This window comes from Microbacterium xanthum (assembly GCF_034531355.1).
GTDB lineage: Bacteria > Actinomycetota > Actinomycetes > Actinomycetales > Microbacteriaceae > Microbacterium > Microbacterium xanthum.
Window position 1 is genome coordinate 437,371 of the sequence record NZ_JAWHUE010000001.1, and the last position, 23,131, is coordinate 460,501.

General features: G+C 70.9%; 21 protein-coding genes. 5 read left to right on the forward strand and 16 right to left on the reverse strand.

Features of this window, described 5'->3' with window-relative positions:
* Positions 1 to 25: 25 nt before the first annotated feature.
* Positions 26 to 616 (reverse strand): YitT family protein, encoded by a 591-nt coding sequence (locus tag RZO50_RS02180; RefSeq protein WP_322598725.1) that lies wholly within the window; start codon positions 614 to 616, stop codon positions 26 to 28.
* A 239-nt stretch (positions 617 to 855) separates the two neighbouring features.
* Between RZO50_RS02180 and RZO50_RS02185 the strand changes: the two genes are divergently transcribed.
* Positions 856 to 1,263: an LbetaH domain-containing protein gene (locus RZO50_RS02185; protein ID WP_322598062.1), complete on the forward strand. Its 408-nt coding sequence runs from the start codon at positions 856 to 858 to the stop codon at positions 1,261 to 1,263.
* Positions 1,264 to 1,308: 45 nt separating this feature from the next.
* Positions 1,309 to 1,875 (forward strand): thermonuclease family protein, encoded by a 567-nt coding sequence (locus tag RZO50_RS02190; protein ID WP_322598063.1) that lies wholly within the window; start codon positions 1,309 to 1,311, stop codon positions 1,873 to 1,875.
* 129 nt (positions 1,876 to 2,004) lie between these two features.
* Here the strand turns inward: RZO50_RS02190 and RZO50_RS02195 are convergent, their stop codons facing one another.
* Together RZO50_RS02195 and RZO50_RS02200 are read right to left on the reverse strand one after the other, a co-directional pair.
* Positions 2,005 to 2,403, reverse strand: coding sequence for a DUF1304 domain-containing protein (locus RZO50_RS02195; RefSeq protein ID WP_322598064.1), 399 nt, complete (start codon positions 2,401 to 2,403; stop codon positions 2,005 to 2,007).
* A gap of 52 nt (positions 2,404 to 2,455) precedes the next feature.
* The gene (locus RZO50_RS02200) at positions 2,456 to 2,716 is read right to left on the reverse strand and encodes a hypothetical protein (protein ID WP_322598065.1); all 261 of its coding nucleotides are present in this window, start codon (positions 2,714 to 2,716) and stop codon (positions 2,456 to 2,458) included.
* 199 nt (positions 2,717 to 2,915) lie between these two features.
* Here RZO50_RS02200 and RZO50_RS02205 point away from each other — a divergent pair, with 199 nt between their 5' ends.
* Positions 2,916 to 3,671 carry a LysR substrate-binding domain-containing protein gene (locus RZO50_RS02205; protein ID WP_322598066.1) on the forward strand — a complete coding sequence of 252 codons (756 nt, stop codon included), beginning with the start codon at positions 2,916 to 2,918 and terminating at the stop codon, positions 3,669 to 3,671.
* Positions 3,672 to 3,909: 238 nt separating this feature from the next.
* Here RZO50_RS02205 and RZO50_RS02210 read toward each other — a convergent pair whose 3' ends face one another.
* From RZO50_RS02210 to RZO50_RS02225, 4 genes are all read right to left on the reverse strand, one after another.
* Complete coding sequence (locus RZO50_RS02210) at positions 3,910 to 6,375, reverse strand: CHAT domain-containing protein (protein WP_322598067.1); 2,466 nt, start codon at positions 6,373 to 6,375, stop codon at positions 3,910 to 3,912.
* Between the two features lie 82 nt (positions 6,376 to 6,457).
* Positions 6,458 to 8,152, reverse strand: a complete 1,695-nt coding sequence (locus RZO50_RS02215) for a S8/S53 family peptidase (RefSeq protein WP_322598068.1) — start codon at positions 8,150 to 8,152, stop codon at positions 6,458 to 6,460.
* A 71-nt stretch (positions 8,153 to 8,223) separates the two neighbouring features.
* A complete protein-coding gene (locus RZO50_RS02220) occupies positions 8,224 to 8,697 on the reverse strand; it encodes a hypothetical protein (RefSeq protein ID WP_322598069.1) in 474 nt (157 codons plus the stop codon).
* A complete protein-coding gene (locus RZO50_RS02225; RefSeq protein WP_322598070.1) occupies positions 8,687 to 9,199 on the reverse strand; it encodes an RNA polymerase sigma factor in 513 nt (170 codons plus the stop codon). Before RZO50_RS02225 ends, RZO50_RS02220 begins: the two co-directional genes overlap by 11 nt.
* A gap of 173 nt (positions 9,200 to 9,372) precedes the next feature.
* On the opposite strand from RZO50_RS02225, the gene RZO50_RS02230 reads away from it, so the two are divergent.
* A complete protein-coding gene (locus RZO50_RS02230; RefSeq protein ID WP_322598071.1) occupies positions 9,373 to 10,110 on the forward strand; it encodes a glutamine amidotransferase-related protein in 738 nt (245 codons plus the stop codon).
* Between the two features lie 78 nt (positions 10,111 to 10,188).
* Here RZO50_RS02230 and treZ read toward each other — a convergent pair whose 3' ends face one another.
* The 8 genes from treZ to RZO50_RS02270 form a co-directional block, all read right to left on the reverse strand.
* Positions 10,189 to 11,937 (reverse strand): malto-oligosyltrehalose trehalohydrolase, encoded by a 1,749-nt coding sequence (gene treZ / locus RZO50_RS02235; RefSeq protein ID WP_322598072.1) that lies wholly within the window; start codon positions 11,935 to 11,937, stop codon positions 10,189 to 10,191.
* 30 nt (positions 11,938 to 11,967) lie between these two features.
* Positions 11,968 to 14,343, reverse strand: a complete 2,376-nt coding sequence (gene treY / locus RZO50_RS02240; protein WP_322598073.1) for a malto-oligosyltrehalose synthase — start codon at positions 14,341 to 14,343, stop codon at positions 11,968 to 11,970.
* 29 nt (positions 14,344 to 14,372) lie between these two features.
* On the reverse strand, positions 14,373 to 16,616 hold the full coding sequence (gene glgX / locus RZO50_RS02245; RefSeq protein WP_322598074.1) for a glycogen debranching protein GlgX: 2,244 nt from the start codon (positions 16,614 to 16,616) through the stop codon (positions 14,373 to 14,375).
* An 83-nt stretch (positions 16,617 to 16,699) separates the two neighbouring features.
* Positions 16,700 to 17,188 (reverse strand): glutaminase, encoded by a 489-nt coding sequence (locus RZO50_RS02250; protein WP_322598075.1) that lies wholly within the window; start codon positions 17,186 to 17,188, stop codon positions 16,700 to 16,702.
* Positions 17,185 to 18,387 (reverse strand): cation:proton antiporter, encoded by a 1,203-nt coding sequence (locus RZO50_RS02255; protein WP_322598076.1) that lies wholly within the window; start codon positions 18,385 to 18,387, stop codon positions 17,185 to 17,187. The genes RZO50_RS02250 and RZO50_RS02255 overlap by 4 nt, the downstream gene beginning before the upstream one ends.
* A gap of 40 nt (positions 18,388 to 18,427) precedes the next feature.
* Positions 18,428 to 19,183 carry a GTP pyrophosphokinase gene (locus tag RZO50_RS02260; protein ID WP_322598077.1) on the reverse strand — a complete coding sequence of 252 codons (756 nt, stop codon included), beginning with the start codon at positions 19,181 to 19,183 and terminating at the stop codon, positions 18,428 to 18,430.
* Positions 19,184 to 19,205: 22 nt separating this feature from the next.
* Positions 19,206 to 20,051 carry a transposase gene (locus tag RZO50_RS02265; protein ID WP_322598078.1) on the reverse strand — a complete coding sequence of 282 codons (846 nt, stop codon included), beginning with the start codon at positions 20,049 to 20,051 and terminating at the stop codon, positions 19,206 to 19,208.
* A 50-nt stretch (positions 20,052 to 20,101) separates the two neighbouring features.
* Positions 20,102 to 20,995: a siderophore-interacting protein gene (locus tag RZO50_RS02270; protein ID WP_322598079.1), complete on the reverse strand. Its 894-nt coding sequence runs from the start codon at positions 20,993 to 20,995 to the stop codon at positions 20,102 to 20,104.
* A gap of 74 nt (positions 20,996 to 21,069) precedes the next feature.
* Here RZO50_RS02270 and RZO50_RS02275 point away from each other — a divergent pair, with 74 nt between their 5' ends.
* Positions 21,070 to 21,723, forward strand: coding sequence for a ThuA domain-containing protein (locus RZO50_RS02275; protein WP_322598080.1), 654 nt, complete (start codon positions 21,070 to 21,072; stop codon positions 21,721 to 21,723).
* Positions 21,724 to 21,736: 13 nt separating this feature from the next.
* Here RZO50_RS02275 and xylB read toward each other — a convergent pair whose 3' ends face one another.
* The gene (xylB, locus tag RZO50_RS02280; RefSeq protein ID WP_322598081.1) at positions 21,737 to 23,056 is read right to left on the reverse strand and encodes a xylulokinase; all 1,320 of its coding nucleotides are present in this window, start codon (positions 23,054 to 23,056) and stop codon (positions 21,737 to 21,739) included.
* Between the last annotated feature and the right edge of the window lie 75 nt (positions 23,057 to 23,131).

Here is a 23,131-nt window from a genome sequence, read left to right on the forward strand (position 1 = left end):
CGCCGGCTCCACCATGACCGTCGGGTCAGTGTCCGATGTAGCGACCCGGACGATGATTCAACGCCAGCACGAGGTTCAGCACGACCGCACCGGCCGCGCTGAGCACGACACTCCAGAGCGGAACGACCAGCAGCGCCGACCCGATGATGACGACATCGAAGATCATCATGGTCCAGCCCGCACGGAACCCCCAGCGATCCTGCACGATCAGGGCCACGATGTTCACGCCACCCAGGCTCGCGCGATGGCGGAAGAGGATCAGCAGCCCGACCCCGGCGAGGAGGTTCCCCCCGAGCGTGCCGTAGACCGGATTCAGCGCGTCGAGCACGAGCATCGACTGGTGCACGACCGACCAGCCCGACACCAGGCCGATCGCGATCGCGGTGCGCAGCGTGAAACTCCACCCCCGCTGCCACACCGCCAGCACCGCGAAGGGCAGGTTGATGACGGCGAACAGGAGCCAGAACGGCCACGCCGTCGCATAGCCGAGCAACAGCGACAGCCCCGCCGTCCCGCCCGTCACCGAGCCGGCCGACTGGAGCAGGTAGAGACCGAATGACGCGACGAAGGTCCCCGTCAGGATGCCGAGGACGTCCTCCGCGGCCGAGTGCGCCATGCTCTGGTCGTCGAAGACCAGCGACGGCCCGGTGACCTCGTCGGGCACGTCGGCATCGTCGATCGGTTCGCGCGTCACGCCCCCATTGTCGCCGACGATGCGCCCCATCCATTCCTCATGCCGCACCGAACAACAGATGTCAACCCTGTGCATCCGAATCGGTGTCGCCGGGGGAATGAATAGACAATCAAGGAAGTTGTACCTGTATCCGACGTCACCCGGCGTCAGAGGAGGGGACTGTGGGTAAGAACTACGTCGACATCGAGAACGACCACGGCGAGACGCTGCGCTACCGCAAGCACGCCAACGGCCGGGGCCTGATCGCGCACGGTGCCAAGGTGCACCCCACCGCGATCGTCGAGTCGGGAGCGTACGTCGAACCGGGAGTCCGAATCGCTGCGAACGTCCACGTGGGCCGAGGCGCGTGGGTCGAGTCCGATGTCGTCATCGGACCCGACGCCGAGATCGCCCCCCAGGCGCACATCGGACCCGGCGCCGCGATCGGCGCCGGCGCGAAGATCGGAATACGCGCGCACGTCGGAAACGGCGCACGCGTGGCGGTCGGCTCGCTCATCGGCGACGACGAGAGCATCGGAGACGGTGAAACCGTCGCCACCGACCGACGCGGACTGCATCTGGCCGCCTGAGAATCGCCTCGCCGCCGCGCACCCCGCGCGGCATAGGGTCGAGAGATGACCCGACGCTCCCGCCGCCTCGCGACGGGAGCGTTCGTGTTCCTGTCGGCAGCCGTCGCCGTCGTGGGCTGCACGGTTGTGAGCACCTCCTCGACCGCACCCGACGGGATCCCGAACGACGCGTCGGCGGTCGAGATCACCGATGTCGTGGACGGTGATACGGTCCGGGTCCGCCCGGTGACCGGCTCCTCCGCTCCCTGGCGGTCAGCGGACGATGACGCGTCCGACGCAGAGGTCGCGGTGCGTCTCATCGGCGTGGACACCCCCGAGGTGTATCCGGAGCTGGAGTGCGGCGGCGCCGAAGCGACCTCGGCGATGCGCACCCTGGTCGCGGAAGGCGACATCGTCTGGGCCGCCCGCGACGACGAAGAACGCGACCGGTACGACCGCGTCCTGCTCTACCTCTGGGCCGACGACGGCACCTTCATAAATCTCGCCCTCGTCGCATCCGGAGCGGGCGAAGCCCTCCGCATCCCGCCGAACGACCGGTACTGGCCTGATCTGCAGGCCGCCGAAGCGGCGGCCCGCGACGCCGACGCCGGCATGTGGTCGCTCTGCCCCTGACGCGACCGAGATTCGCTTGCCCCCGGATGCCGGAATCCCACGCCAGAGCGACATCGAGTGGCAACCGAACACCCCGGCCGGGGCTTCCGAGCGCGGAGGGGGAAGGATGCGGACGGCTCGCCCGTGGCGTCAGGCGAAGAGGAAGAGGGTGAAGCCGATGAGCGGAAGCGTGCCCTGCACCAATGCCGCGCGGAGGTACGACCGTCCCGTCGTCAGCAGGACGAGCGCGGCGGCGACCATGGAGCCCAGGCTGAAGAGCACCAGGGTGCGTCCTGCCACGTCAGCGGCGGTGCCTGCGCCGCCGGTCCAGAACAGGACGAGTCCGATCACCGTGCCGACGGCCAGGAACAGGTTGTAGAACCCCTGGTTGTACGCCATTGCCTTCGTGGTGTCAGCGGAGGCCTGATCCTTCACCCCGAACCGTCGCCAGATGCGGGGTCTGGTCCACTGCACCGACTCCATCACGAAGATGTAGACGTGCAGAAGGGCGGCGAGCGCCCCGGACACGGTGGCCAGGATCGCGATCATGATCGAACCCTAGCGTCCGGGACGGCCCGCCGCGCGCTCCCGCACTCGCCGCTCAGCCCTCGCGTCGGTGAGCGCGCCGCGCCGCGACGTACACGACGGTGCCCGCCGCTGCGAGGAGCAGCGAGACAGCGAGCGCCGACGCATACAGCGCATCGTGCGCTCCGGTGGACGCCAGCGTTCCCGCGTGGCCCGACGACGTCTCGGGCCCGACGGCGACATCGCCTTCGGTCACGCCATCGCCGCCGGCGCCGTCGCCTCCCTCGGCGGTGCCCGCGTCCGTCGCCTCCGCCGGGGAGACCGTCAATGTGAACACCGATGCCGGGCTGTCTGGCGTCGTCAGATCGCGAACGGCGAAGGTGTACGTGCCTGCCGTGGCGGGCGTCCCGTGGATGATCAGGACACCTCTCAGAGCAGGGAGCGCTTCCAGCGTCCGGGTCGGCAGCCCGGCAGACCATAGACCCAGGTCCCGTCCGGGACCGCGCGGCGACGACGCGAGCGACTACCGTGGCCTCATGCCCAGACGACCGAACCCCGCGGGGCGCAACCCACGCGCGGGGCGTCCGTCTTCGCAGCGCAAGACCCACGCCGCCAAGTCGCGGACGCCGAAGGCGCCGGACGCGAAGCGACCGGGGGTCCCGGCACCGCAGCCGGCGGCATCCGCGCCCGCCGGTCCCTTCGTGCTCGGCGCGATCCCGGGCGCGACGCCCGGGAAGTGGATCGATGCCTGGCAGGACCGCATGCCCGACAACCCGCTCGAGCTGCGTCCGCTCGCGGTCGTCGCCCAGCGCCAGGCCATCGTCGCGGGAGACGTCGATGCGGCGCTCGTGCGACTGCCGATCGACAAGACGGGCCTGCATGTGATCCCGCTCTACGACGAGGTCCCCGTCGTGGCGACCTCCACCGAGTCGCACCTGACGGCCGCGGACTCGCTCACCCCGGCCGACCTCGCCGACGAGGTGCTGATCATCCCGTCCGACGACGTCCTGGGGCTCCGCGCGGATACGTTCCCGAATGTCGCGCCGCCCCGGTTCGCGCCGCCCGCCTCCACCGAAGAGGCGATCGCGACGGTGGCCGCGGGTGTCGGCTTCGTCGTCGTGCCGATGTCTCTTGCCCGACTGCACCACCGCAAGGACGTGGCCTACCGTCCGCTCGAGCAGGCCCCGACGTCGACGGTCGCCCTCGCCTGGCAGGCCGACCGCACCACGGCGCTCGTCGACGCGTTCGTCGGGATCGTCCGTGGTCGCACGGCGAACTCCTCACGGGGCTGAGCACGCGGCCCCGCACGAAGAACAGGGGATGCCGCCACACGTGCGAACGGCATCCCCTGGAAATGGCGTGAATCCCCGCGAGCCCCGACAGGCGGGGAACTCTCGTGCCCCCAGTGATCGGCGCCCCCCGGTGCCGACCAAAACACGACCACTTCGCAGATCTAGAGCAGCCTGGGTGATCCCTGATACATCCCTGTCGATTTTCTTTTCCCGCGTTTCAGAGCCGCGATGCGTCGCGTCAGAACCCGGCGCCGTGGGCCTGGAACGGCGATGTCACGTCCAGGCGATCCGCCGCCACCGCGAGCGCTTCTGCGGGCGCGAGCCCGGCGGCCAGTTCGGCGTGCATCGATCCCAGCAGTTCGCAGGCGAGATCGTCGGCGACCACGACCGGCGCGGCGATGACCGAGATCGAGCCGGCGTGCAACCACACGCGGGCCATCCCGACCGCCTCCTCACCCCATCGCACCGACGATCGGCCGACCTCGCATGCGGACAGGACGACGGTGCGCGGAACATCGGGGATGAGGTCGACGTCGTAGCCGAACAGGGCGCCGTCCGACAGTTCCAGACCTGAGAACAGCGGGTTGTCGACGGCGTGGCGGCCGTGCGCGGCGATGTGGAGGACGTCGACGTCGGCCGCGAGCCGGGTGACGCGCGACACCGTCGCGTCCCCGTCGCCCACCACGGGCGCGTGCCGCCACGCCGACGCTCCCAGCCGCGCTTCCTCTCCGCCACGGGCGACCCGAGGGCCCACGGCGAAGCCGGCGCGGGTCGCGGTTCCCGCCGATGCGGACCCCCGGCGGTGCAGCCATTGGGACGCCGACGCGGCGAGGGTGAAGACCCGCCCACGCATGCCGGGGAGCATGGACCACGGGATGGCGTTGAGCAGACCCGGTGCGGTGATCACGAGCCGCCGAGCCGCGGTCCGGCGCAGGGGTTCATCGAGCAGCGCAGCCGACAGGGCCGCGAGACGCGCATCGAGGGAGCGCCGCACGACCGCCGCCATCGGCCCGGTGCGCACGGAGGCCGCGACGTCGAGGTCCGCGCGCAACCCCTTCTGCAGGTCGCGCACCGCGGCGTCGTCCCCGAGACCCACGATCTCGGAGCGTGTGCCGTCGACCACGAGAGCGATGATCTCTTCACCGGTGAACACATACGCGAGCAAGGCGGTGTCGGGGTCGAGACCGTCGCCGAGCGTCGACAGGTCGACGCGCTCGTCGATCCGCGACGTGCCCACCGATGTCCATTGGTGTTCGCGCGCGCGGTCGCGCAACGGGGCGGCCCGAGGATCCGACAGCCAGTCCGCAGCCGGGTTCTCGGCCCGCAGCATCCGCAACTCGGCGAGCGCCTCGGCCATCTCGTGGTCGGGCGGTGGGCGGAGCGGGACGACCTGCTGGCTCAGGTGCCGGGCACGCTCGGACCACTCGAAGACGATGTCGGGTCGGCGGGATTCCGCCGCGGACTGGAGCCCCGTGAAGACGAGGTTGGCCCCGTGCATCGCGACCGATGTCTGCAGGTCGATGCTCCCGAATGAGCTCTGCCACGCCGCCAACCGGTCCAGGCCGGCGGCGGCATGGCGTCGTGCCTCCGCGCCGCGCCGACGGGCAGCGGCGCGCGCCGCCTTCAGTTCGTCGCCGAGCAGCCGGACCTCCATCGGGGCGGAGGCGGGAACCCGCGGAGCAGGGCCGGAAGCGTCGCCGGCCCGGGCGGCGGCGAGCGCGGCAGCGATCCGCACGGCGGCGGCCTCGCTGCGGAAGCCGTGCGAGGCGAGGGATGCGGCGACCCGGTCGGCGTCTGCCGGGGACGCCCTTCGACGCACAACCCCGGTCCCCACCCGGCTCGCGCCGAGCACGGCCCGCAACCGCACACCCTCGGCGCGCGCCGCCCAGGCGTCGTTGCCCAGCGCCCGGAAACGACGCGCGGCATCACCGGCGACGCGGGCCGACGCGGCTCCGTCGTGGGCGAGCAGCGAGCGTGAGAGGTGGAACTCGGCCTCGGCACGCGATTGCGGCATCCGGTGGGCGCCGAAGATCGCGGCCGCCTGCCGGAACAGGTCCTCGGCCTCGGTGGCCAGCCCCGCGTCGCGGAGGACCTCCGCGCGGTCCATCGCCCCGATCGCCTCGGCAACCGGCGAGTTGGCGGCGTCGTCGCGCGCCTCGTTCATCTCGCGAAGCGCCCGCACGAGGTCGCCCTCCAGGAGCGCGGTGTACCCGAGGTTGTGACGGGCCTGGGCCGCATCGGTGACCAGGCCGTGCGCGGCGAAGACCGACACCGCCCTCTCCAGGTCTTCGGCCGCGTCCAGGAGCCGACGCTGCTGCATACGGACCAGGCTGCGGTTCATCCGGATGCGCGAGGCGGCCACATCGTCATCGGAGAGCCGCTGGATCGCCTGACCGAGCCACCGCTCGCCCTCGTCCAGGCGCCCGCCGTAGTTCGCGAGGCCGCCGAGCTGGCCGAGCAGGATCGACTCGGTGTGCGCGCTCAGTCCGGGCCGGGCGAGGGTGTCGTGCAGCAGCGCCTCGGCCGCGTCGGGCCGACCGGTGCGCTGCAACGCCATCGCCCGTGTGCCGTCGATACGGGCGATCAGTTCGGGGTCGCCCGTGAGCCGCGCAGCACGGTCGAGCGTGCGTTGCGCCGTGGCGTACCGTCCGTCGATGCACTGCGCCACGGCCCGCTGATGCAGCTGTATCGCGTCGGGCCCCACGCCCCTCATCATCCCGCAGTTCCGGACGGCGCGCGGTCGCACGGGACGACGAGGGGCGGCGGCAGCGATCGTCTGACAGGGGTCAGGCGGGGGCGCGGCGGTGGCCGTCCCACTCGCGCAGCGCCCGTGAGCCGGCCTTCTCGAGCGCTTCGACACGCGCCGCGACCGACTCGTCCGCGGTGCCGTCGATCAAGCCGTCGGCGATCCGCTCGGCCAACAGTCCGGCGATGAAGGGCGCCGCGAAGGAGGTTCCGCTCCACATCACGAAGCCGCCGGTGTAATCGTCGGGGTCGATCGTCTCGCGACGCAGCCCGAAGCGGTCGTTGCGCGTGCCGGCCTGCGTACCGCCGTTCAACGGCGGCGCGGAGCTGACCACGGACGCACCGGGAGCGTAGACGCGGACCCAGCGGCCGACGTTGCTGAAGAGGGCGACGCTCTTGCCGTTCGGGTTCAGCGCTCCCACCGACAGGTGCGGGGCTGCGTCGGCCGGATCGTCGACGACGAACTCCGCATCGGGCCACCGCCACAGCGCCGCCGGGAAGGCGGGCCGACTGGTGGCGTCGTTGCCGGCGGAGCACACCACGGCGCAGCCGTGCCGGCGGGCGGCCACGAGATAGCGCACGAGGGTCTGGTCGAACTGCCCGTCCTCCGGGGTCTCGTGGTAGTAGCTCAGCGACAGGTTCAGCACGTCGATGGGCCGCCCGCCGGGGAGTCCCCGCGCGTCTCGGATCACGAGCTCGGCGACGGCACGGACGGCGGCGAGGAACTCGCCCTCGAGGAGCGTGCCCTGGCTGTCGGCGACTCGGATCGAGATGAGGTCGGCGTCGGGACAGATCTGACGCACCACTCCGGCGACGAAGGTGCCGTGTCCGGCGGCGGCGTCGAGGAAGCCGTCGTAGGGTCCGGAGATGTCGCCGATCGCTTCCGGATCGGTCGCGGGATCGGTGATGCCGATCGGCTCGCCGTTCACGTGCGGGTGCCGGTCGACGATCGACGGCGGCAGCCAGGCGTGAGCACCGCATCCGGTGTCCATGAACGCCACGACCGGGCGCCGCCCGACGACGGTCTCGTCATCGCGTCGGGGTGGGTCGCCGACGTAGCTCACGACCTCCCGTCCGCCGGATCCCGGATAGGCGTACGCCCCCGGTCCGGGTGCATTGGTCGAGCCGTACGGGTTCGTCGAGCCGTAGGGATTCGTCGAGCCGTAGGGATTCGTCGACCCGTACGGGTTCGTCGACCCGTACGGGTTGGTCGAGCCATACGGGTTCGTCGAGCCGTACGGGTTCGTCGAGCCATACGGGTTCGTCGAGCCATACGGGTCCACGCTGATCACGTGGTCCAGCGCGACGCCGCGCACGTCTTTCCCGTAGATCGCGCGGGCGCGCTGCAGCAGACGCCACGCGTCGATCGGCGGAACCGGCTGATCGTCACGACCCGGCTTGGGGTCCGGGAAGATGATGCCGAGCAGCACGAGGGGAAGACCCAGTTCCTCCTCGGCGACCCGCGCGCGCTCTTCCGCTTCGGCGTCGCTCAGGCGATCGCCGCGGATGGTCTCCACGCGGACGCCCCATCCGAAGTAGGCGCCGGCTTCGCGGAGGATCTCGAGGATCTCCCCCAGCCGCGCACCCTCGGTGAGAAGCAGGTGATCGGCGGCGTAGGTCGTCGGGTACGGGTCCACTCCCTCGACCTGTTCGATCCCGGGATCCAGGGGAACGCCCCGCGGCCTGCCCGCCTCGATCCGATCACGCCAACCCGGCTCGTCGACCCCGTCGACCATGCGTCCCCCCGATGTCTCCCGCCGCGCACGGCGCTCTCACTCGTGCGGATGCGGGCGCATCCGCACCCGCATCACGCCTCGAACTGAGGCGTTTCGAACTCCTTCATCTCCCCGTCGGTGCCCCGCACGGCCATCCGCAGCCGGGTCATGCCCGGCGGGACCTCCTCGAAGGCGAACCGTCCGTGGTCGGCCGGCTCGGCCGCCCAATCCCGGTCGCCCTGCACGAGCCGGATGGCGAGCGTCTCGGCGTCGACCCAGCCGTCGATGCGACGCTTGCCGCTCTCGGTCACACTCACGTGCAGGAGCACGCTCGTGTCGCCGCGACTGAACTGCAGGGTTGCGGTCTCGGCCGGTGCGGTGCGCACGGCGCCGGTGATGGCCCCCTCGACGAGGGTCAGGAGCGCGTACTCGCGCGACAGGTCGGCGACCGCGACAGCGGCGACCATCCGGTCGATCATGTCGGCGGGCATCGGGTCGATGTCATCCCACGTGGCGCGCAGCCGCGCGAACAGTGCCGCGTCGGCGGCGAAGTCTTCAGTGTCCATATGCGTCCTTCTCTCCTCCGGCTTCCTCGAGGAGGGCGCGGAGCTTGCCCAGGCAGCGCCGGCGCGTCGGTCCGATCGACCCCACCGGCATCGCCAAGTCGGCGGCGATGCGGGCGTAATCGGGTCGGTCGTCGAACGCGACGATGCGCAGCAGCCGCTGGCAGCGTTCGTTGAGCTCACCCACGGCCAGCCACAGGCGACGCGACTCGTCATCGGTCGCCGCCGTCTGTTCCGCGGATTCGTGGACGGGCAGGTGAGGCTCGAGGTTCTCCGCCTCGGTCGCCTCTGCTCGACGCTGCTGCTTCCCCACGCGCCACGCCTCACGGCGCGCCGTGGTCGTCAGCCAGCCCGAGACGGCGTCGGGTTCGGTGATCGAGGAGTGCCGTTGGACGAGGGTGAGCCAGGTGGTCTGCACCACGTCCTGCGCGAGGGCCGCATCCAGCCCGTAGGCGCGCACCACGTGCCACAGCACCGGTGTCATCACCGCCACCAACTCATCCATCGCCCGACGGTCGCCGTCGCGCCAACGCCGGAAGGAAGCGGCCGCTCTCTCCCAGCGTGGCTGATCGACGGACTCGACCGAGGCCCCAGACCCCGTATGCGTCATGAAGCCCATTCTGTCCACAACACGGGAGAGGACGAAAGGGCGCTGTTGATACATGGAAGAATCGAGAGATGTCCGACGCGCGAATCCTCTACGTCTGCGCGCGCCCGCAGCGCGAGGCCTCCGAAGCGGAGTTCGTGTCCTTCCGCCGCGCCATGGGCCTCGCCGAGACCGAGCTGGACGAGCTGGATCTGGTTCGCACACCGCTCGATGTCCGCCGGATCTCGGACTACGCCGGTGTCGTGGTCGGGGGCAGCCCCTTCAACGTCACCGACCCGGAGACCACCAAGACCGACGTGCAACGCCGGGTGGAAGCGGACCTCGAACGCCTGGTCACCGCCTCCGCAGACGGGGGCCCGGTCGGCCTCTTCACGTGCTACAGCATCGGGGTGGTCACCCGCATGCTCGGCGGCACGGTCAGCCGCGCCTTTCCCGAAGACACCGGTCCGACGCAGGTGCAGCTGACCGAGACCGGCCTCGCCGACCCGTTGTTCGGCGGACTCCCCACCACGTTCACCGCCCTCACCGCCCACAAGGAGGGCACCGAGACCCTCCCCCCTGGCGCGGTGCAGCTGGCCACGAACCCGGCCTGCCCCGTCCAGGCCTTCCGGGTCGGTGAGCGTGTGTACACGACGCAGTTCCACCCCGAGCCGACGCCGGCCGACTTCACCGAGCGCATGGTCGTCTATCGCAACGACGGCTACTTCGACGCGGGCGATTTCGACGTCGTCGCCGACCGGGTGCTGTCCGCAACCGTCGACGCGCCCCTCACGCTGCTGCGGACCTTCGCGACACGCCTCGCCGTCTGACGGTGATGAGGGAGCCCCGCGGCGGCTTTCCGATGCCGCGTCAGGGCCCCGACGACACGATGACCGGACCTCCTCGAGTCAGCGCCCCGGCGACACGATGACCGCAGACTCGGCGGGAACGGCCACCGTATCCGCCGTCTCGCTCACCGCCGCAGATGTCGCCACCACCACGCTCTCCCCCGGCGCCACCGAGACCTGCAGGACCTCGTCGGTCAGGTTCACGAGAATCCGCAGGGCCCCCCGACGCAGCTCCCAGGCTCGGTGTCCGGGATCGCCGTCGCGCAGCAGTTCGGCGCCGAGTGTCGCGACGTCGGGGTCGGTGAGGTCTGCGTGCTCTCGCCGCAGCCGGGCCAAGCGCCGATACAGCGCGAGCAGGCGCGCGTGGTCACCGTCGCCGGCTTCCTCCCAGGCCAGACGCGACCGGTGGAAGGTCTCCGGATCCTGGGGGTCCAGGACCGACTCGGGATCCCACCCCATTCGGGCGAACTCCTCGATCCGGCCCTTCGCGGTGGCGTCGCCGAGCTCGGGTTCGGGGTGCGAGGTGAAGAACGCCCACGGGGTGGACGCCCCCCACTCCTCCCCCATGAACAGCATCGGGGTACCCGGCGCGGTGAGGGTGAGGACGGCGGCGACCGCCAGCCGCGCGGGCGACAACGAGTCGCTCAGCCGGTCGCCGGCAGCGCGGTTTCCGATCTGGTCGTGATCCTGGGCGAAGGTCACCAGACGCCAGGCCGGCACCTCGGCGGGGATCGGATGCCCGTGGTCGCGACCACGGAACGATGAGTACGTGCCGTCGTGGAAGAACCCGCGGGTCCAGACCTTCGTCAGCGCGTCGGGGGCGGCAAAGTCCTCGTAGTAGCCCACGGTCTCCCCCGTGAGGGCGACGTGCACCGCGTGGTGCCAGTCATCGCTCCACTGCGCGTGCAGGCCGTAGCCGCCCGCTTCGCGCGGGAGGATGAGCGTCGGGTCGTTCATGTCCGATTCGGCGATGAGGGTCAACGGGACCCCCCGGTGGGCGGACAGGGCATCGGTCGCCTCGGCGAGCTCGCGCAGGATGTGGACGGGCTGCGCGTCTTTGAGGGCGTGCACCGCATCCAACCGCAGACCGTCGACGCCGTAGTCGCGCATCCACATCAGTGCGTTCTCGACGATGAAGGCTCGCACCGCGGCCTGGTCGAGATCGACGCTCGACCCCCACGTGTTGCGTTCGGCATCACGCAGGTACGGTCCGAACTCGGGAAGGTAGTTTCCGCTGGGGCCCAGGTGGTTGTAGACGACGTCCTGGATGACGGCGAGCCCGGCGGCGTGAGCGGCTTCGACGAAGCGGCGGTATGCCGCGGGCCCGCCGTAGGCCTCATGTACCGTGTACCAGAGCACCCCGTCGTATCCCCAGTTCCACACCCCGTTGAAACCGTTCACGGGCAGAAGCTCGATGTGGGACACGCCGAGCTCGACCAGGTGCGTCAGTCGATCCGCAGCCGCGTCGAGGGTGCCCTCGGGGGTGAAGCTGCCCACGTGCATCTCGTAGACGATGCCGCCCGCCAGCTGCCGGCCGGTCCACGCGGGTGTCACCGGCACGGCCGTGGCCAGCGTCGCCGGGTCGACGTGCGCCGACAGTCCGTGGACGCCGTCGGGCTGACGTCGCGAGCGCGGATCGGGTCTGGCGTCCTCGGAGTCGCCGAGCACGAACCCGTAGCGGTCGCCGTGGGCGAGGTCGACCTCGCACCGCCACCACCCGTCCGCATCGACGGTCATCTCCACGTCGTCCGCGTCCGGTCGACGCAACCGCATCCGTTCGGCCCTGGGGCCCCACACCTCGACGCTCATGCCCCGCTCCTTCCTCGCGTGCGCGCGAACTCACCCATCGGTCGCCTCGGTCGCCAACAGCGCCACCGGATACGTCGCGAGCACGTCGGCGAGGGGGCGGACACCGCCGGAGACGCGTCGGCCGGTGACCACGTCGACGAACGTCCCCTCCGGCAGCATCACCGCCGTGTCACCCCAGCCGCCTCGTGCCGCGAGGCCGATCGGGAGGCGCGTGGCCACCGCGATCGCGCCGCCGCGGTCGAACGCGACCGCGTGGTCCGCCGCGTCACCGACGAGGGTCACCGGCGTGTACCGCGTGTACAGCTCGGGCCGATCGCGGCGCAATCGCAGCGCACGCGAGGTCACCAGGAGTTTCGCCGCCCCGCTCTCGTCGATCGGGGGATGCGTCGCGCCGGGCGCATCCAGCTCGGCGAGCATCCGCTCTCGCGCCCCGAAGTCCACCGGGCGCCGGTTGTCGGGGTCGACGAGGGAGGTCTCCCACAGTTCCGAGCCCTGATACACGTCGGGCACGCCGGGGCCTGCGAGCTGCAGGAGCTTGGCCGAAAGGGAATTCGACCACCCGGCGTCGCGGATCTCCTCGACGAACCGCGAGACGATCGGTTCGGCGGGGCCGAACGCGGCATCGACGAGATCGTGCATGCGCTGCTCGAACACCTTGTCCGGCTGCCACCATCCGGTCTGCTCCGCTGCCTCGCGTGCCGCCTTCTCGGCGTAGGCGTGCAGACGCTCCGGCGATGCCGGCCAGGCTCCGACGATCGCCTGCCACAGCAGGTTGTCGAAGGGGCCGTTGCCGGTCGAGGCGACCTCGCGGAGCGCATCAAGGGTCTGCCCCCACCTCCCGGGCAGCTCCGCCAGCACATCCAGGCGGGCGCGCACGTCCTCGCCGCGCTTGGTGTCGTGGGTCGAGAGGGTGGTCATCGCGTGGGGCCACGAGGCCTGCCTGCGCTGCCATGCCGCGTGGAACCCGGGCACGGACAGGGAGAACACCGCCGGGTCACCGCCGACCTCGGTCAGCGAGCCGAGGCGCGTGTAGCGATAGAAGGCGGTGTCCTCCACCCCCTTGGCCATGACCGGTCCGGTGGTCTGCTCGAAGCGCCGCGCGACCTCGAGGGAGCCGTCCGAGAGCATCGGCACGAGCGCGGCGACCGCGTCGGCGAGGTCGGGCCTGCGGCGCACGGCCTCGTCGACGGCGTGGTGGAGGTCGTCGATCCCGGCCGGCAGGTACGACCGGTAGGTCGGAAAGCATGCGAGCAGCTCGGCGAGGGCGTCCTCGGCGTCGTCGACCGGTTCGGGCAGGCAGCGCACGAGCCGGCGGATCTCGGCGACCTGGATGCTGTCGGCGATCATGCGCTTGGTGTCGTGGATCATGTCGGCCCAGACCGGGACCGTGCCGCGCAGCACACCGTCGAGGGCGGTCAGCGGGTGCTCGCCTGCGGGGTCGACGAGCACCCGTTCGATCTCGGCGAGCGCGTCGTAGCCGGTGGTCCCGGCCGTGGCCCACCACGCCGGGAGGGCCTCCGAGGCCTCGGCACCCGGCTCGTGGGCGCTGCGTTCGAGGATCTTCTCGACGAGCACATACGCGCCCTCCGTGGCCTCGGCGAGCCGGGCGAGGTAACCCCCCGGGTCGGCCAGGCCATCGGGGTGGTCCACCCGGAGACCGTCGACGAGTCCCTCCCGCAGCCACCGGAGCACCTCGGCATGGGCGGCGTCGAAGACCTCGGGCCGCTCCACACGGACGGCCGCGAGGGTCGTCACCGCGAAGAAGCGGCGATAGTTCAGATTTGTCGCCTCGTCCTGCCAGAAGCGCAGCTCCCACTTCTGGCGATCGAGCACCGCGCGCACACCCTCCGAGGTGGACAGGTCGTCCTCCTCGCGCACCGAGCCGGGTGCGAGCGGAAGCATGTGCTCGAAGTACCGCACGAGCCCCGATGCGGATTCCGGCGGCGGGTCGGGCTCGATGCGAATGTCCGCGAGCACCTCCGACAGCGGAGCACCCAGGACCGGCACGAGGACCCTCCCGTCGCCGTGATCCCAGTCGATGTCGAAGGCGGGGGCGTGCGCCGACGCGCGCCCGTGGGTGAGCACGTCCCACCACCACGGATTCTCGTGCGGCTGCGAGATTCCCATGTGGTTCGGCACGATGTCGGCGAGGATCCCGAGCCCGGCCTCGCGCGCCGCCTCTGAGAAGCGGGTGAGGGCCTCCGGTCCGCCGCGATCGGCATCCACCCGGGTGGGGTCGGTCACGTCGTAGCCGTGGTCGCTTCCCCGTGTGGCCTGGAGCAGCGGCGACAGGTAGGCGGTGTCGACGCCGAGGTCGGCGAGGTAGCCGGTGACGGCCGCTGCCGCGTCGAGGTCGAACCCCGCGCGGATCTGCAATCGGTACGTCGACACGGGATGCGCGGGCATGGGCGTCCTCTTCCGGTTCGGTCGGAGCGTCAGTCGGCGCCGCCGGCGCCGTCCGCAGACGCCGCCGAGGACGGGGCCGGCGGGGTGATCACGGGCATCTCCGCGGTCCGCGAGTGCACGAGCATGCTCAGCGACGCCGCGACGGAGTGGTCGACCTCGGGGTCGGGGAGGTCGTGTTCGCGCAGCACGATGAGGGCCTTGGGCTGCAGCGGGATGCGGGACCCCGGGGCGACGGGATCGGTGTTGGCCCATTCGCCGGCCGTATCGACCATGACGTCCCACTCCGGGCCGTAGCGGGGTGCGGGGATCTTGAAGTCGACCGGTTCATCGCCCGCGTTGAACAGCACCACGAAGTGCCGGTCGGTGATCTCCTCCCCCCATTTGTCGCGCTCGCGGATGCCACGGCCGTTGAGGAAGATCCCCACGGTGCGACCGAACCCCGAGTCCCAGTCCTCGGGCTGCATGAGGGTGCCATCCGGCCGCAGCCACACGACATCCGGAATCGGCCGCCCTTCCTCCATCTTCACGGGGCGCCCGTCGAAGAAGCGCGTGCGCCGGAAGGTCGGGTGGTCCTTGCGGAGGCGGGCGAGCGCGGCGGTGAACTCGATGAGCGGCTGATCCACCGCTTCCCAGTCGATCCAGGTGAGCTCGTTGTCCTGCGCGTAGCCGTTGTTGTTGCCGTACTGGGTGCGCCCGAGCTCGTCCCCGTGCGAGAGCATCGGGACACCCTGGCTGAGCAGCATCGTGGCGATGAAGTTCCGCTGCTGCTGGGCACGGACGGTGAGGATCTCGGGGTCGTCGGTCGGCCCTTCCACCCCGTGGTTGTAGGACCTGTTGTGGGATTCGCCGTCGCGGTTGTCCTCGCCGTTGGCTTCGTTGTGCTTGTCGTTGTACGACACCAGGTCGCGCAGGGTGAACCCGTCGTGGGCTGTGACGAAGTTGATCGAGGCGACGGGGGCGCGTCCGGAACGCTCGTACAGGTCGCTCGAGCCGGTCAGGCGTGAGGCGAACTCGCCGAGGGCCTGCGGTTCGCCGCGCCAGAAGTCGCGCACGGTGTCGCGGTACTTGCCGTTCCACTCCGTCCACTGCGGCGGGAAGTTGCCGACCTGGTAGCCACCGGGACCGACGTCCCACGGCTCGGCGATCAGCTTGACCTGCGAGACCACCGGGTCCTGCTGCACCATTTCGAAGAAGGTCGACAGGCGGTCGACATCGTAGAACTCGCGCGCGAGCGTCGAGGCGAGATCGAAGCGGAAACCGTCCACGTGCATCTCCAGCACCCAGTAGCGCAGCGAATCCATGATGAGCTGCAGCGAGTGCGGGTTCCCGACGTTCATGCTGTTGCCGGTGCCGGTGTAGTCGGTGTAGTACCGCTTGTCGTTCTGCTCGAGACGGTAGTAGGCCTCGTTGTCGATTCCCCGCATCGACAGGGTGGGACCGAGGTGGTTTCCCTCCGCGGTGTGGTTGTAGACCACATCCAGGATCACTTCGATGCCCGCCTCGTGGAGCGAGCGCACCATCGCCTTGAACTCCTGCACCTGCTGACCGTTGATCCCGGTCGAGGCGTAGGAGTGGTGCGGGGCGAAGAACCCGATCGTGTTGTAGCCCCAGTAGTTCGACAGGCCCTTCTCCTGAAGGGTCGAGTCGTTGACGAACTGATGCACCGGCATGAGCTCGATCGCGGTGACGCTGAGCTTCTGCAGGTGGTCGATCACAGCCGGGTGCGCCACGCCGGCGTAGGTGCCGCGCATCTCTTCGGGAACCGACGGGTGCAGCTGCGTGAGTCCCTTGACGTGGGCCTCGTAGATGAAGGTCTCGTGCAGGGGCGTCTTCGGGGCTCGGTCACCCTGCCAGTCGAAGAAGGGGTTGATGACGACGCCCTTCATCATGTCGGCGGCGGAATCGTCGTCGTTGCGCGAGTCGGGGTCGCCGAACGTGTAGCTGAAGACCGACTGCCCCCAGTTCACCCGTCCGTCGACGGCCTTCGCGTAGGGGTCGAGAAGCAGCTTGTTCGGGTTGTAGCGCTGACCGTTCGCCGGATCGTAGGGTCCGTGGACCCGATACCCGTAGCGCTGGCCGGGCTGCACGTTCGGCAGATAGCCGTGCCAGACGAACGCGTCGACATCGAGCAGCTCGACGCACGTCTCGGTGCCGTCCTCGTCGAACAGACACAGTTCGACCTTGTCGGCGCCTTCACTGAAGAGCGCGAAGTTGGTGCCGTTGCCATCGAACGTCGCACCCAGCGGATACGCGGATCCGGGCCATACCTGCACAGAGAACCCCCTCGAGTTCGGGACCTCAACCATAGAGGATCCACGTGACGCGAAGAGGTCCTCCCGGAGTCGATCACTCGTCGCTATGATGCCCCGCGCGGCGGGTCGAGAAGCAACGCGATGCGGTCCTCGAGGTATCCCGCGAGCGGCGCGAACCCGGCGGCAGGGCTCCATCTCACGCTCGGCACGCCGTCGATCATCGCGAGCGGGCCGGAAGGGGACCCGCGCTCGACGGCGTCCAGGTCGACCTGATCCCACCCGACGTGGACCGCCACCCCCTCGGGGAACCCGCCCCGGAACGCCGCCGCAGCCAACGCCGCGCGGTCCCGCTGCGACTCGGCCGCGAACCCCCGCCTGGCCTCCTCGCGCGAACGCACCACCTCTCCGACGGCGAACACCGCGTCGTCGGAGAGCAGGAGAACACCCAGGTGCCAGGCGTCGCCGTGCGGCACGATCCGCGGCGCACGACGGACCCCCAGCACCCGCCGAGGCTCGACGACCTCGCCGAGCTGCTCCCGAGGGCACCCGTTCAGGCGGGCCCGGGCGTCGTCGAAGACCCGCGCGATGCTCACGCCATGTCGTCCAACGTGGGTGCCACGCGCGCGGCGCGCTCGCCGCGCAGCCGCATGGCGATGAGCGGGAACAGCAGCACCGACAGCATCCCCCCGCCGACCAGCAGCGCGGCCTGGACGGTGCTGAGGATTCCCTCGTCCAGCCCGATCGAGGTGACCGCGACGATGATCGGCAGACCCGTCGCCCCCATGAAGGCCATCGCGAGACGTTCTTTGCCGGTCGATCCCACCGGGGAGGCGAGCATCGAGGGCAGTCCGCGGATGACGAACAGGGCGACCAGCACGATGGGCAGGCCGAGGAACAGGATCGGGTCGGCCAGCAGGGCCTCGAGGTCGAAGGTGACACCGGTGTAGATGAAGAAGATCGGCACGAGGAACCCGAAGGCCACCGCCTCGACCTTGCTCTCGACCGCCTCCCGGTCGGACTCGTCCGCGTCTCGCATGATGAGACGCCAGACGATCCCGGCCGCGAACGCGCCGAGGAGGAAGTCCAGGTCCAGCAGCACGCTCACCGAGATGAGCCCGCCGAGGATCAGGAGGATCACCCGGATCGCGAACTGGCCCGAGGTGTGCAGCGTCGCACTGACCGCCTGGTGCATGGCTCCGTGCGGGATACGGAACGCCAGCCAGATCGCCAGACCCGCGATCAGCATGAACAGCAGCAGTACGAGGGTGGACAAGCCGATGTCGCGACTGCCGAGGAAGAGCGAGATGGCGATCAGCGGCCCGAACTCCCCGAGCGCGCCCACCGCCCCCACCGCCTGCCCGAAGGGCGTCTTGAGCTCGCCGGCATCGCGCAGCACGGGCAGGAGGGTGCCGAGCGCGGTGGAGGACAATGCGATGCCGATGACGACGGCGGCCTCCCAGGGGGTGAGCAGCAGAACGGCCAGGATCCCGGCACCCAGACTGAGCATCCACCCCAGGCTCGCGCGTCGCCCCAGCCGACCGCGGAACGCGCCGAACTCGATCTCGGTCCCGGCGACGAAGAAGAGCGTTGCGAGCCCGAAGTCGGCCATCAACTCGATGAACGCCGATTCCCCCACCCATCCGAGCACGGCGGGCCCGATGAGGATTCCGAGGACCAGCTCGAAGACGACGACGGGCACCCGCACCCATCGCCCCAGTCCCCGCGCGAACAGCGGGGCCAGCACCGCCAACAGCGGGATGAGCACCAGTGTCTGCGGCTGAAGGTCGTTCACCGCCTCAGGCTACCGACTCCCGGCGCCCGTCCCGGCGCGTTCAGGCGTCGAGCACAGGCGAATCCCGCAGGACGGGCGGGACGGCGAACGGCGGCGCGGGCGGCGTGGGCGCACCCGCCGCAGCCGAGCCGCGGATCTCTCGGTGCAGGCGCTCCATCCGCTCGTCGAGTTCGGCGGCGCTGTCCGCGGCGCCCCGCAGGTCGTCGAGCAGTTCGGCCGGCACCTGACGGTCGTACTTGTAGTAGATCTTGTGCTCCAGGCTGGCCCAGAAGTCCATGGCGATCGTGCGGAACTGCACCTCCACGGGGACCTCGATCCGCCCGGTCGACAGGAACACCGGCACCTGGAGGATCGCGTGCAGGCTCTTGTAGCCGTTGGGCTTCGGCGCCGCGATGTAATCCTTCACCTGCAGGACCTCGATGTCGTCCTGCGCGGTGAGCAGATCGAAGATCCGATAGGCGTCGGTGACGAAGCTGCACGTGATCCGCACCCCGGCGATGTCGGTGATGTGCCGCCGGACCGATGCGAAGTCCTGGGCGATCCCGCGGCGCCGCACCTTCTCGACGAGGCTGTCGGGAGACTTCACCCGACTCGAGACGTGTTCGATGGGGTTGTAGTCGTGAAGCTGGAGGAATTCGTCCCGCAGGATCGAGATCTTGGTCTCGACCTCCTGCATCCCGAACCGGTACTCCATCAGGAACTGCTGGAACTCGTCCCGTGCGGTGCGCAGCTCGGACGGACTCAGCAGCACGGGGAGGTCGTCGGTATCGGCCGCTTCGGGTCGTGGCGTCGCCATGCCCCCACCGTAGGGGCGGCCGCTACGAGAGTTCTGTGAGGGACCGTCGAGCAGCCTCGGCGCGAGTCGTCGCCGACCGGGACGCCTGCACGGCCTCACGCACCCGGTCCTCGAGCCCGGCGAGCGCGTCGACCGCGGCCGACTCGTCGCCCTCGAGCCGGGCGATGTCGCGGCGGAGGTCGTCGAGGCGTTCGCGCACATGATCCAGCTTCTGGCGGGCACGGTCGCGGCGTTCGATGAGCTTCGCCTCGTCGCGAGCAGCGTCGGCGGCAGCGCGCTCGGCCTCCCGCGCGGACTTCTCCGCCGCTCGCCGGGCACGCCGTTCGGCGAGATCGTCCCGCGGCGGAGCCTGCTCGGCGCCGGGAACCGATCCGCCCACCGACGCGGCGAGATCCGCGGAGTCGCCCCCGCCGAATCCAGCGGCCTCGAGCGGCCGCACCAGCCGCGCCGTGCGCACCGCCGCCGCGGCGGCGGCATCCGTCACGGCGGCGTTGAGAGTTCTTCGGACGTCGTCGCGGGCCGCGGAGCTCACGGCCACGCCCGCTGCTTCGGCGAGGGCGACGGCCTGCGCGGTCAGCGCGGCGACCAGTTGTCGACGCTGACCGCCCAGTCGCGACAACTCCGCGGAATCCAGGTCGTCCTGTGCCTCCCGCAGCGCCGCCGCAAGGTCCAGCGCCTCACCGAGATCCCCTTCTCGGGCGAGCAGATCGACGGCCCAGGCTGCGACCGTGGGCTTGCGCAGCTCTTTGATGCGGGCGCCCACTTCGCCGCCGACCGCCGCGGCGCGCGCGTTGCGCGCGGCCGTGAACGCGTCGGGCGGCAGGGCGTACAGCTCCGCCGCGACCTCGTCGACCTGATCCTGCGACACGGCACCATTGTGCCCGGACCGCCGCCGGACCGGACGAGCCTGCGCCCGGCTCAGTCGGCGAAGATCTTGCCGACCGCGTCGCGCTTCTCGGCCTGGAAGGCGTCCTCCGCCCGTCCGTGGGCCCAGTACGCCGACACCGACATCTCCTGCCGGGCGATGCCCCACTCTCCGTGGAAAACGGCGCCGAGACGCTTCATGGCCGCCCGCTCCCCGTGGGCGAAGACGTCGACGACGCCCTCCGGGCGCGAGAGGGCTTCGACGGCCGCGACCAGGAGGGTTCCCGGGTGCGCCGCTCCGGCCGAGCCCACCCGGTGCAGCCAGCGGACCTCCACCCCGGACGGCGCGTCGAGGGGCACGTGCGACTCCTCATCGTCGACCTCGACGATGACCACGCCGCGCGCGTCTGCGGCGAGGGCGGCGACGGCACGCGCGATCGCCGGGAGAGCCGAATCGTCACCGACGATCACGTGCGTGACATCGCCCGCCGCTGGGGCATAGCCGCCTCCGGGGAGCGACATCGCGAGGCGATCCCCGGGCTCCGCGGACGCGGCCCAGGGCCCCGCGAGGCCCTCGTCGCCGTGCACGACGAAGTCGATGGCGATCGTTCGGGCGTTGCGGTCCACGTCACGGATCGTGTACGTGCGTCGCGACGGCAGATCCTCCCGCGGAAGCTCCGCACGGAGCGCGTCGAGATCGTAGGGCGGTTCGAGTCCGAGGCCGGGCTTGGCCAGCAGCAGCTTCGTGTAGGTGTCGGTGAGGTCGAGCGTGGCGGGGTCCGCTCCGTCGAGGAAGTCGTCGAACCCCGGCCCGCCGAGATGCAGGCGGACCAGGTGCGGCGTGAGGGACTCCCGACGCACCACCTCCAAAACGACCTGCGCGCCGCGCGGGCGGCGCGGGACGGTCGCGGAGGCAGGCTGGTCGGAAGCGGCGTCTGCGGATGTCATCGCTCCGACACTACGCGGCACGGTCGGCTTACGATGGGAAAGCCCTCTCCCATCGTCTCGCCCAGGAGGACGCCATGAAGGCTCTCATCGCCAGCGGCAGCGGCCACTACGCCGACCCGTGGCATCCGTTCCCGCAGACCTCGCCGGAAGTGACCGAGATCCTCACCGAGGCGGGATTCGAGGTCACCGTCGACGACGACGTCGACCGAGCGATGACCCGCCTCGACGGCGTCGACCTGCTCGTCGTCAACGCCGGCGATCCGTGGCGGGGCGAGGGCGCCGTGCCGGCTCCGCACTCGTCCGTCGACGGCCTCTCCCGGGCGCTGGATCGAGGCATGGGCGTCCTCGCGCTGCACTGCGCCGTCGCGAGCATGCGCGATTACCCCGACTGGGCTGCCGCGATCGGCGGGATGTGGGTTCCGCAGCTGTCGTGGCACCCGCCCGCCGGCGACATCCACGTCCGTGCGCTTCCGTTCCCGGACGGCGACGCCCTCCCGGACTTCACGGTGTTCGACGAGCAGTACGCGCGCCTGCAGGCCATCGGTGATCGGCACGTCGTCGCCGACTTCACCGTCGACGGAGAGCGCATGCCTGCGGCATGGGTGCGCACGTATGCCGCGAGCCGCGTCGCCGTCGACGTCCTCGGCCACGATGCGCGGTCGTATTCCTCCGCCGGCCACCGGGATCTTGTGAAGCGCCTCGCCCGGTGGGCGACCGCATCCCGATGACGGTGCCGGCGGCTCAGGCCCCCGCGATGCGGGCGGCCTGGCGGGCGGCGCCGAGGGCGACGTACTCACCCGGGGCGGGCACCTCGACGGGAAGACCGAGAACAGTCGGCGCGATCTGCCGCACCGCCGCGGATTGCGCCGCGCCGCCGATGAGCAGGGCACGCTCGAGGGGCACACCCACCTCGCGGAGGGCGTCCAGTCCCGCGCCGAGCCCCGACAGCATGCCCTCCACCGCGGCGCGGGCGAGATTCTCGCGCGTGGTGGAGGCGAGGGTCATGCCGGTGAGGGATGCGGTGGCATCGGGCAGATTCGGCGTGCGCTCGCCCTCGAAGTAGGGAAGCAGGGTGAGACCGGCCGCGCCGGGATGCGCGGCGAGCGCGAGGTCGCTGAGTGCCGCGTGGTCGACACCCAGCAGCCGGGCGATCGCATCCAGAACCCGGGCGGCGTTGAGCGTGACGACGATCGGGAGGAAGCCGCCGTTCGCGTCGGCGAAGCCGGCCACCGTCCCGGACGGATCGACCGTGCGTTCCGCGCTCACGGCGAAGACGGTGCCGGAGGTTCCGATCGAGACCACGACGTCACCGGTACCCGCACCGACGCCGAGGGCGGCGCCGGCGTTGTCGCCGGCACCCGGCGCCACGCGGCGTCCGGCGCCGTCGGCAACCCACTCCGCCGGGCCGAGCACGCGCGGCAGCACGGCGTCGTGGCCGAGGGCCGCGATGAACACCTCCCGGTCGTAGCCGTCGCGGCCCGGCGCCCACGCGTCGGGGCTCCAGTAGCCGGTCCCGGACGCGTCCGATCGATCGGTCACGAGCTCTTCGAGCACGGGCCCGGCGGCCGACTCGCCCGCGGGGCCGAACCCGCGCAGGCGCCACGTGAGCCAGTCGTGCGGAAGGGCGACGGCGGCCACCCGCGCGGCGTTGTCGGGTTCGGCGTCGCGCAGCCATCGAAGCTTCGTGATCGTGAAGGATGCGACCGGGACGAGTCCGGTCCGCTGTGCGAGCGACTCGGCGCCGAACTCGTCGATGAGCGCTTCGGCGGCGCCGGCGGAGCGGGTGTCGTTCCACAGCAGGGCGTCGCGGATCACCCGCCCTTCCGCGTCGAGGGCGACCATCCCGTGCTGCTGGCCGCCGATGCTCCACGCGGCGACGTCGTCGAGTCCACCCGCGGCGGCGATCGCCTCTTCGAGCGCCCGCCACCAGTCGGCCGGGTCGACCTCGGTGCCCTCCGGATGGGTCGCTCGGCCCTCCCGCACGACGGTGCCGGTCTCGGCATCCATCACCACGACCTTGCACGACTGGGTCGATGAGTCGACCCCCGCGACGAGTGTCATCCCGTCTCCTCTCGGTGAGACCCGGCTCCGCGTCGGAGACCCGCCCGCATGCGGCGGGGTCTCGGACGCCGGCCC